Source organism: Desulforhopalus glucosivorans (genome assembly GCF_054397165.1).
This window is the reverse complement of the sequence record NZ_AP044854.1, coordinates 5563469-5574101: the sequence shown is the minus strand read 5'-3', so window position 1 is coordinate 5574101 and position 10633 is coordinate 5563469. Positions and strand designations below refer to the sequence as shown.

Sequence of the window (10633 nt, the reverse complement as noted above, 5' to 3'; positions counted from 1 at the left end):
GCGTAGCAACGCCCCCTCATCATAAAAACAAAACAAGATTCAAATGAATCAACCCGCTCCAGACAACAAAAAAGGTCACTCTTGCGAAAAACCTCACATATCAAAACGTACTGTATAATCATTACAACATTTGCAGAAGCATCAGGTGGAATCACCCGATGTGAAATAGTGGTGTGAATTAACCCTAATATCTTTTTTTGGTCAAAGACGATTTCACGAAGTTTTTCTCATTTCAGATTCATCCATACACACCCTGCCTGATCCCCCGTATTGATTGAGTTTAAAAATATACCAGCCCTCAACCCTTAATTTTCCAGCATTTGAATCAATTGTTTTTTTCTGTCGAGATATGGCATATTTAGACATCTTTCAACAAAGTTATCAACAATTCAATATATTTCGAAAACTCAATATTATTCAATATTACTAAACATAACTCAATATATCTCTATTTTGAACAACTAAAAGTGCTGTAACATCGACATTACGCGGGCTTCAGCCGAATAACAATTTTTAAATTATTTCTTAATATTTTTCCTATACCTATCTCCTCCCACGACGTGGCACTTCTGCTCGCGCGAAGGTAAGCCCCCGTACAGAGGCGGCACCTCCACGTAAAAGTGCTCTACTACACTGAGATATAGTAGTTCCGGTAGTATACACATCATCTATTAAACAAATAGCCTTACCCGATACAGGTATTTTAGGATGAGTCCTGAAGACATTTTTCAGGCTTCTTCTTCTTGCCCGGGCATCAAGGGAAACCTGTGGAACCGTGTTAACCGTGCGCTGTAAAGCGGACGCTGCGATACGCTTGTCTCTCTTGCCAAAACATGCCCTTGCAAGCAATAGAGACTGATTAAAGGTCCTCTCCTGAAGTCTTTTCCTGTGCAGGGGAACGGGCACTATAAGATCACAGCTATCAAAAGCACTCAAATCACATAGTCGGACTAGCTGATGTATCGCCCGTAATGAAGAGAGGTCTTTCTGATATTTTAAGCTGGAAATTAAACTACGAATCTGATCATCATACAGAAAAAGAGAACGACACAACTCAAATGGAGGGGGACGGACAAGACAGTCACCACAGATATAGTTTGCATCCACTTTTGCAGAGATCTCCATTCCACAAATAGAACAAACCGGATCCCCCACCATTCTCAGGCCGTCCATGCAATCTGTGCATATTAACTCCCTGGTATCACCACAGGAAGAAACTCCACAAACATGACAGACAGGAGGGAATAGTAAATCAAGACACCCTTCATATATTTGCTTACCCCACATAATCACAACCCGACTCTTGTAAAAGAAGTCGATTTCCACCCCAGTTTTTCAACGATCAGATGTACTCCACAATACAATTTACGAAAATTTTCGTCCATTGGGTACAGCAAAGTTTGCAATTACTCTCAAACATGGCATAATATGTCGGATTTCAATAGCTAAAGACTCTCAACTACCTAACCCCGATAAACGGGATAAGTGCCTTGGTGGTTTAACTGAACTTACGATTTCAAATTCACTTCCTGAGTTTCTTGTTTTTTACGACAGGCTTTCAGGAGTAAGGCACAAACTAGTATGAGTTTTCACTCCAAACAGCAAAAAGAAACAACCTTATAGGTTATAGATGCAGACTGTCTTTGATCTCATTCACAGGAATTTATTCATGACTTCACCAACCCCCCAGTTGCCCGGCAGCCATCTGAAAAGATTTTTCTTTTCTTTTTCCATACTACTGAGCGCCCTTATTTTAGCGACCACAAGTAGTTGGGCCAGTTCAGGAAAAACAATCTTCCTTCCTCTTAACGTCAAGAGTGCCGAGAATGTTAGTTCACTGACAACAGTTGCCGACGAAAAACTTCAGTTGAGCACAAAAGATACAAAGGTTTCATTTCTTCCACGAAGCGATGCCGGTAAACTCGCCGACTATACAAAAAGTTGGCCACCAGCAGCAGACAGTCTGCAAAACATTGCATCCAAGACCCAGGCTGATAACATTGCCGCGGGTAATCTCACTATTATCGGCAGTCAGGTTGCAGTGGACGTTAAACTATTTGACCTCTTTGCTCCAACTAGTCCTACCTACTATTTCAAAACCGGTAACTCCCTTGATGATCTTCCCAAGATGCTAAGCGAAATTACCCGGGAAATTGAGACCTATCTCGATAAGGATTTCAGAATTGGTTCAATCGCCCCTGAGGGTAACAAACGTATCGACTCCGGTGCTATCCTGAGAAAAATCACAACTAAGCCAGGGGATGTATACAGTCAGGAAGCCCTGCGTACTGACCTGAAAGCCATTTATAAGATGGGCTATTTTAACAACGTACAAATTGACGTGAGTGATAGTCCCAAGGGCAAAAAGGTTGTATTCCGAGTTATTGAAAAACCGGTGATCAAATCAGTTACCTTTAGTGGAATTGATGAACTCAAAGAAGAAGACGTCAAAGAAGCAGCCAACATTAAAGAACACTTTATCCTCAACCCTGCAAAAATTAACCTTGCCGAAGAAGCCATTAGGCAACTGTACAAAACTAAAGGGTTTTACAACTCTGAGGTGGAATCAACAATCAGCTACCCAGATGACAGTGGTGCCGTTGTCGAATTTTCCATTAACGAAGGTAAGGAAGTGTATATTAAGGAAATCTCTTTTGAGGGTAATGCCACCTTTGAAGATGACGACCTGCTTGATGAAATTGAAACCGGCGAGCGCTGGTTCATGTCCTGGCTGACTGAGTCAGGTCTGCTTGACATGAATAAGATTGAGCAGGATGGACAGAGAATAGTTGCATTTTACAATAACCACGGCTTCTTAGAGGCCAAAATAGGCGAACCTGTTATCACCCAGAAAGAGGAATGGCTCTACATTAAATTTGTCATAGCAGAAGGGCCGCGCTTTCGTGTTGGAACCGTGGATTTCACAGGAGATCTGCTTAAGGGTAAAAATGAACTCCTCAATCTTCTCTCCATTAGAAAAGAGAAATGGTTGAGTCGCCAGACCGTCCGTGAAGATATCCTCAAGTTGACAGATTATTACGCCGAATCCGGTTATGCTTTTGCAAATATCCGGCCTCGTATAACCAAATCTCCCATCGGTAATAGAATGGATATTCTCTTTGATATAGACAAGGCCAACCTTGTTTATATTAACCGAATTACTATTACCGGAAATAGTAGAACCCGTGATAATGTCATCCGGCGTGAATTGAGAATTGCCGAGGGTGGAGTGTTTGATTCCAAGGCCCTGAGAACAAGTACCCAGGGTTTGCAGCGTCTTGGTTTTTTCGAGGAAGTGAACATCACTCCTGAACCTTCACCTGACCCTGACAGGATGAATGTCATTGTCCAGGTCAAAGAAAAGAGCACTGGAACCTTTAGTATTGGTATGGGGTATAGCTCTGAAGATAAACTCATCCTCATGGGTACAATCTCAGAGAACAACTTTCTTGGCCGTGGAGACACATTGTCTCTTTCAGCAAATGTCAGTAGTACCAGCTCGCTCTATAATTTGGCCTACACCAACCCAAGTCTCAATGATTCTGCACTTTCATGGGGTGTGGATCTCTTTAAAACTGAGCGAGAATATGATGATTACACCAAGGATTCCAAAGGTGGAGGTCTTCGTATAGGCTATCCTATTTTTGGTAAATGGAAACTATTTGGTAACTACAGTTATACAGACACTGATCTGACAGATGTCTCGGATGATGCTTCATATATTATCAGAAACTCAGTTGACTTGCATATCACCAGTGCTCTCAAGTTCTCTCTCGTTCGAGACACCAGAAATCTACGTTACAACGCCACGGAAGGTTCCCGTAACTCCATCAGTGTAAAATATGCGGGTGGTCCTTTAGCCGGTGATGCGGAGTTTACTAAAGTGGAAGGCTCAACCAGCTGGTACTTCCCAATGTTCCTTAAAACGGTTTTCCATATTAAGGGAGCAGCCGGTCAAGTCTTTGAAAATGAAACTGACAAACTTCCTGTTTACGAACGTTTTTATCTTGGTGGGCTCAACTCCGTCCGTGGTTTTGAATACGCGACCATCAGTCCCACTGACCCTGATACCGGTGAAGACATCGGTGGTGACAAGATGTGGTACACCAATACTGAAATTATTTTCCCGCTTCTTGACTCCCAGGGAATTAAAGGGGTTGTCTTCTACGATACCGGACAGGTACTGAACGACGATGAAGAATTCTTCGATTCAACCAGTTCCATTAAGCAAGCGACAGGACTTGGTTTTCGCTGGCTCTCCCCCATGGGGCCACTGCGTATCGTCTGGGGGTATAACCTCGACCCGGATGAGGATGAAGATGAATCGGTTTGGGATTTCAGTGTAGGCGGAACGTTCTAACTCGGGGATCAGCACTAATCCGCTCATCTCAATACTTTTATACTATGCCGGTCATGCCTTACACATGACCGGCAATTTTAGTGCCTCACCCTGAACTTGTGTCATACATTAGACAAACTCAGACACATGGTTCAACAGAAAACGAAGGTGCAAAGACCTTCGAGGCATTTATCCCGGCTTATTTCCCGTTCACCGGGGTTTGTTTATGATATACAATACTATTGTTTCAGCATTACAGGAATCATCCACCACCACTGTACAAGGACTGCGCGGCAGTAGCCCTGCCCACCTTACTGCGGCAATCGGTCAAAATCAGCCATGTTGCGTCATTGTGCCGGATGAACACCTACTCCAGGGGTTTGAAAATGATCTGACATTATTTACCAACAGAGAAATCCTCACCTACCCCGGCCAGGAGATTCCACCCTACACCCCTCTTTCCCCAGATCAGCATATTACCGCAAAAAGGCTCTCTGCATTATACCGATTAAGACAGGGTGAAGCCCCTATTCTGATAACATCCATCGAAGCGCTACTAAGACGTATTATGCCAAGTCAGCTTCTCGCTGACGTCGCAGAATATATTGAAGCGGGTGAGAGCTGTGATCAGGACGATCTTCTTGCACAACTCAATTACCTCGGATATGAAAAGGTCTCTCTTGTCCAGTCAATTGGTGATTTTTCCCTCAGAGGAGGAATCATTGATATCTTCCCTCCCCCCTTTACCATGGAAAATGGTCAAGTCCATGAAGGCCCGTTACGACTCGACTTTTTTGGTGACTCCATTGACTCCCTGCGTTCTTTTGATCCCTTCACCCAAAGATCAACTGGTGAGGTCAATCAGGCCATATTCTTACCAGTCACCGACATCCTGCTCAGCAGCGATAAAAAACAGCAAAGACAAATAGCAAGAACCTTTGAAGAACTTGGTGAAGCTTACAACTGGAAAAGCGAGGAAACTGCAAGACTCATGGAGCGAAGCGGCCAGGGCATGCGCTTTGCTGGAATGGAATTTTTCCTTCCTCTCTACTATCAGAACCAGAAGATTCAGAGTGCAGCCGCTCTTGATTTTCTGCCAAAAGAGTGCGTACTCCTTCTTCTAGACCCTGAGGGAATACGGCAAAGTATGCAGCTCACCTTAGAGCGCATTGCAACAAACTATCTCGCAGCCCGGGAGAACAGAGCCCCTGCCCTTCCTCCCATTGATCTATTTCTTGATAAAGACGAAATCGAAAAAGCCCTGAATTCGTTTTCTCAAATTAACATCAGTGATTTTCCTGAGCAAGGTGTACAGACAACCTCAATTACAACCAGCAACCACCAACTCCTCAAGCAGGAAATATCACTTAAAAGAGCAAAACTTGGACTACTTGCCCCACTGACAGACCAGATCGTCCATTGGCAGAGCCAGCAAGACCGTGTCATCATCTGTTGTCGATCTTCTCGCCATACCAAAAACCTCGCCGAACTTTTAAGTAAACATAACCACTCTGTTGAACTGGTTGATTCACCGCTCAATCTTGAAGAATTTTCCACATCAGGCAGATCAGATACTCTCTACCTCTGCGACCATCCACTATCGGAAGGATTTTCCTTTCCTGAGGCTAAGATCCACCTGCTTTCAGAAAGCGAACTTTTTGGCGAGATGCGGGTTGGCGGCAAATCAAAAAAGAAAAACAAGGGAGAGCCGGTCCGCTTCACCGAGTTACACGAGGGTGATGTCATTGTGCACAGGGACCACGGTCTTGGTATCTACCGTGGCCTCGACACCATTGAGTTCCAGGCAGTAAAAAAAGACTTCATGCTCATTGAGTACCGTGAGGGTGACAAGCTCTACCTGCCAGTGGATAGGCTTAATCTCATTTCAAGATATCAGGGCCTCTCAGATAAGGACCCCAAGATTGATAAGCTGGGCTCCCAATCGTGGAAAACAACCAAATCCAAGGTAAAAGAAGAGGTGTGGAAGGTGGCCCAGGAGCTGCTCGACATCTATGCCAAGCGCGAGATTAAAGAAGGGCGCCAGTTTTCCGCCCCAGGCCCACTCTACCATGAGCTTGAAGAGTCCTTTCCCTTTGATGAGACACCTGGACAGGCCAACTCAATCAACGATGTGATCGACGACCTGACCTCAGACAAACCCATGGACAGGCTTATCTGCGGAGATGTTGGCTACGGTAAGACCGAGGTTGCCATACGTGGAGCCTTCAAAGTTGTTGAAGATGGGTACCAGGTCGCAATTCTTGTCCCTACAACGGTACTGGCAGAACAGCACGCCAAGACCTTTATCGAACGCCTTAAAGGGTTTCCTGTAAACATTGGCTGTATCAACAGATTCCGCACAGGAGCAGAACAGCGAAGGTTACTGGGAGATATAAACGAGGGTAAGGTTGATATCGTCATCGGCACCCACCGCCTCCTGTCAAAAGATGTTCAGTTTAAAAACCTTGGCCTTCTTATTATCGATGAAGAACACAGGTTTGGTGTGGCCCACAAGGAAAAGCTGAAAAAACTGAGGGCAGAGGTTGATATCATGACCCTCACAGCCACTCCTATTCCACGTACCCTGCAGATGTCGCTGCTCTCTATCCGTGACCTCTCTGTTATCTCAACGCCACCTGAGCACCGCCAACCTGTGAAAACCTTTGTTGCCCGCTTCGACGAGCTGGTCATCAAGGAGGCAATCACTAAAGAGCTGCGCCGTGGCGGCCAGGTCTTTTTTGTCCACAACAGGGTTAAGTCCATTCAGCGAATGGCCTCCATGGTCCAGGAACTTGTGCCAGATGCTAAAATTGCGGTGGCACACGGTCAAATGGCAGGCAAGGAACTAGAAGATATCATGGTTTCTTTTGTGAATAAGAAGGTCAACGTACTGGTGGCCACAACCATCATTGAATCGGGCCTCGATATCCCTTCAGCCAACACCATTATCATCAACCGAGCTGACATGCTTGGGCTTGCTGAAATCTACCAGCTTAGAGGCAGGGTCGGACGATCCACCACCCAATCCTTTGCATACTTGCTGGTTCCTTCACTTGACAGCCTCACCAAAGATTCAAAAGAGCGCCTGCGTGCCCTTATGGATTGTAATGAACTTGGAGGCGGCTTTAAGCTTGCCATGAGCGATCTCCAGATCCGTGGTGGTGGCAACCTGCTCGGGGTCTCCCAGAGTGGAAATATTGCAGCCATAGGTTACGACCTATACCTTGATCTTCTCCAGCGAACAGTTGCTGACTTAAAGGCCCAGGCCCAGCATGGGGAAGCCGGCCAGATTAAGGAAGATATTGATCCGGAGGTAAACCTGCAACTGTCTGCTTATATCCCGGAAAACTACATCCCGGATATCAGCCAACGCTATATTACCTATAGACGTATAGCGGCCCTTACCACTTCTCCTGTTGACGTTTTAGAAGATCTGAAGGATGAACTCATCGACAGGTATGGCCCTATCCCGGATGAAACCGCCAACCTTCTCCGGGTTGTCATCCTTAAAAAGGACCTGGCGATACTGCGTATACATAAACTGGAACAGGGAAGAGACTCGGTGGTCTTTAGTTTTATGGACGACACTCCGCTCACCCCAGAGCTGGCACTACAGTTCCTTGAAAAACACACCAGCAAAAAAAGAAAGATTTTTCCCAAATTCACACCCGACGGACGCCTGGTGTTCCCTGGTCAACTTTCATCCATTGAACATATTTTTTCTACAATATCAGAAGCCCTTCACTCTTTGCATCAACTTGCAGGAACCGATACATAAGTCATGACGAAAAATCTTAATACGCCGTTTATATGGGAGAATATCGATAGGATTTTTCTCGATCTCGACGGGACCCTGCTCGATAAATATTATGATGACTACTTCTGGGAACATTATGTCCCTGAGGTCTATGCGAAAAGAAACAGGGTGGAGCCAGAGGAGTGCCGTAAGCTACTCCTTGCCACATACAAAAGTGTTGAAAACACACTGCAATGGACAGACCTTGACTACTGGTCGGAGCGACTCGGTTTAGATGTGGGCGCTCTAAAAAAAGACATTGATCACCTTGTAGATATCCATCCCCATGTCATTGATTTTTTAAGTCATGCCAAGAGTTATGAAAAAGAACTCTTTCTTGTAACTAACGCCCACCCAAAGGCACTATCTGTCAAGCTGGCAAAGATCGATATCGCCGGGGCCTTTGATAAAATCATCTGCTCTCAGGATGTAGGTTTTGCAAAAGAACAGGTTGAATTCTGGACACAACTTCAGAATATCCAAAGGTTTGATAAAAACACGACACTTTTTGTGGATGACACAGAAAGAGTTCTCGACTCTGCCCACGAGTATGGCTTTAAACATTTGATTCATATAGCAAAACCAAGCTCAAAACTTGCTCCGGTCTATTCTGCACATTATCCGTCAATTGACAGTTTTAAGGGACTTATCTTTTGATATTCAATACAATGTTCACCTTGTAATTGTACTACTCTTTTTTATAGTTACCACCTGAGAAACCTACTCCTCATTTTTGTTCATGAATTCTGAGGGATTATTTATCATTTCACTCAACCTACATACCACCATGAAGACTAGTTGCAGGTTCATCTTTTCAATATTTTTTATAATTATCAGTTTTGCCCCAGCCAGCACCAAGGCCGAGACCAAGATCACCATCTTAAAGGATGGTGGAGGAGCTGAGCTGATCGAGAACAGTCTTGTATCCATCACGGTTGCTGTAACAGATGGTGCTGATTTTATAGAACTACCTGTTAATTTGAGCAGTGATGACCAACTCATCGTTTATAGAGATACAACACTCAACAGGCTAACAGATGTTGCTGATCTTTTTCCTGACAGAAACCGGGAAGACGGCAACTATTATACTGTAGATTTTAGCCTCTTAGAGTTACGTCAGCTGCGTCTTAGCAATGTTTTTGAAAATGACCAAAGCGCTTTGTCTCTTGGCATATCTACTCTTGAAGAAATTCTTAATGTTATACAAACACTCAACCATCGTTTTCAGAAAAACAGCGGTGCAGTAATATCACTTGTGCAACCCGGGTTTTATAATAAAGAGGGCAAGGATGTTAGTCTGCAGCTCAAAAACAGTCTCGAACGTCTCTCCTTTAATCCTGCAGATAAACTCTATATTGAAAGTTCCAACCCAGATGAACTCCAGAAAATATCACGTTGGTCACGAGGAGAAAACAGCAGTAAATATGCACTGATTCAAGCAATTAAATTAGAGCCTTCAGTAAACCAGGATTTTTTAAAGACAACGCCCAGGAGAATCCAAAACAGTTGGCTTTTTACCAACAGCGGGCTTAGAATCCTCGCCTCATACGCCAACGCAGTGAGTCTTTCTGAAGACATCTTAGATGGAGGCGATATTGACATACAATCCTTTGCCAAATCTCTTCATAATTACGATATTAAGCTACTTTCCAGAGATTCTCATAACATGTCCAGAAGAGACGACATTACACGTGCAGACTTTGATGGCCTTTATGTCGACTCCCTGCAACAGGCAGCTCCAGAAGAAATTCCTGCAGCAGAAGTTCTACAGACGAGTCAGGTTGAAGAAAATGGCTCAAGTCTTCCTCCATTTTTCTCTAATTTAGGACTGTCCCAGCCAAAACCAACCAGTGATCCAACCAGTAATCCAACTGATTTTGACAATGATTTTAATGGTGAAGAAGTTGAATAATCTTTTAAAATCTTATTAAAAATAGATGTCTATTTACCTTGAATAGGCTACAGTCTTACGAGCATATTAACCCAAACCCAGTATGGAGAATGTACAATGAAAAAACTAGCTCTCTGTTTATTACCTTTACTTATATTCACTCTTACGTCCTGTGCTAACCAGCAATTCAGCAAAGGGACGCAGGGTGCTGGAATTGGTGCCGCAGGTGGAGCCATCATCGGCCAGGCCATTGGACGAAACACCGAAGCAACCCTTATCGGGGCTGCAGTTGGTACCATGCTTGGCTATATCGTAGGTAACGAGATGGATAAATTTGATAAGCAAGAATTGAATCAAGCCTACGAGTTTGGTCAATCCGGTCAGAGTTCAAGCTGGACCAATCCCGATAGCGGCAACGCATATCAGGTAACACCACAACCTGCCTACACGTCCCCACAGCGACCACAGACTCCTTGCCGTAAGGCGGAAATTCTTGCAACCATCGATGGCCAGACTCAAAAGACCTACACCACAGCGTGCAGAAACAGCGCAGGCCAGTGGGAGCTGAAAAACTAAGAAACAACACCTATCACAGGTAATCCAAGTC

6 protein-coding genes are annotated in these 10633 nt (G+C 44.4%); 5 read left to right on the top strand and 1 reads right to left on the bottom strand.

What is annotated here, in order from left to right; genetic code table 11:
- Positions 1 to 543: 543 nt before the first annotated feature.
- Entirely contained in the window at positions 544 to 1287 is a 744-nt protein-coding gene (locus tag ACX6CI_RS23715) for a double zinc ribbon domain-containing protein (RefSeq protein ID WP_458776121.1), read from the bottom strand.
- 382 nt (positions 1288 to 1669) lie between these two features.
- Here ACX6CI_RS23715 and bamA point away from each other — a divergent pair, with 382 nt between their 5' ends.
- The 5 genes from bamA (at position 1670) to ACX6CI_RS23690 (ending at position 10602) form a co-directional block, all read left to right on the top strand.
- Positions 1670 to 4360, top strand: a complete 2691-nt coding sequence (gene bamA / locus ACX6CI_RS23710) for an outer membrane protein assembly factor BamA (RefSeq protein ID WP_458776120.1) — start codon at positions 1670 to 1672, stop codon at positions 4358 to 4360.
- A 205-nt stretch (positions 4361 to 4565) separates the two neighbouring features.
- Positions 4566 to 8117, top strand: coding sequence for a transcription-repair coupling factor (mfd, locus tag ACX6CI_RS23705; protein ID WP_458776119.1), 3552 nt, complete (start codon positions 4566 to 4568; stop codon positions 8115 to 8117).
- Positions 8118 to 8120: 3 nt separating this feature from the next.
- A complete protein-coding gene (locus ACX6CI_RS23700) occupies positions 8121 to 8792 on the top strand; it encodes an HAD-IA family hydrolase (protein WP_458776118.1) in 672 nt (223 codons plus the stop codon).
- Positions 8793 to 8922: 130 nt separating this feature from the next.
- Positions 8923 to 10047 carry a glycerophosphodiester phosphodiesterase family protein gene (locus tag ACX6CI_RS23695; RefSeq protein WP_458776117.1) on the top strand — a complete coding sequence of 375 codons (1125 nt, stop codon included), beginning with the start codon at positions 8923 to 8925 and terminating at the stop codon, positions 10045 to 10047.
- A gap of 96 nt (positions 10048 to 10143) precedes the next feature.
- A complete protein-coding gene (locus tag ACX6CI_RS23690) occupies positions 10144 to 10602 on the top strand; it encodes a glycine zipper domain-containing protein (protein ID WP_458776116.1) in 459 nt (152 codons plus the stop codon).
- Positions 10603 to 10633 lie beyond the last annotated feature (31 nt).

Excerpts from the sequence above, each read along its gene's own strand:
- ACX6CI_RS23690 (WP_458776116.1), top strand. The coding sequence starts at position 10,144 with ATGAAAAAACTAGCTCTCTGTTTATTACCTTTACTTATATTCACTCTT.
- ACX6CI_RS23695 (WP_458776117.1), top strand. The coding sequence starts at position 8,923 with ATGAAGACTAGTTGCAGGTTCATCTTTTCAATATTTTTTATAATTATC.
- bamA (WP_458776120.1), top strand. The coding sequence starts at position 1,670 with ATGACTTCACCAACCCCCCAGTTGCCCGGCAGCCATCTGAAAAGATTT.
- mfd (WP_458776119.1), top strand. The coding sequence starts at position 4,566 with ATGATATACAATACTATTGTTTCAGCATTACAGGAATCATCCACCACC.
- ACX6CI_RS23700 (WP_458776118.1), top strand. The coding sequence starts at position 8,121 with ATGACGAAAAATCTTAATACGCCGTTTATATGGGAGAATATCGATAGG.
- ACX6CI_RS23715 (WP_458776121.1), bottom strand. The coding sequence starts at position 1,287 with ATGTGGGGTAAGCAAATATATGAAGGGTGTCTTGATTTACTATTCCCT.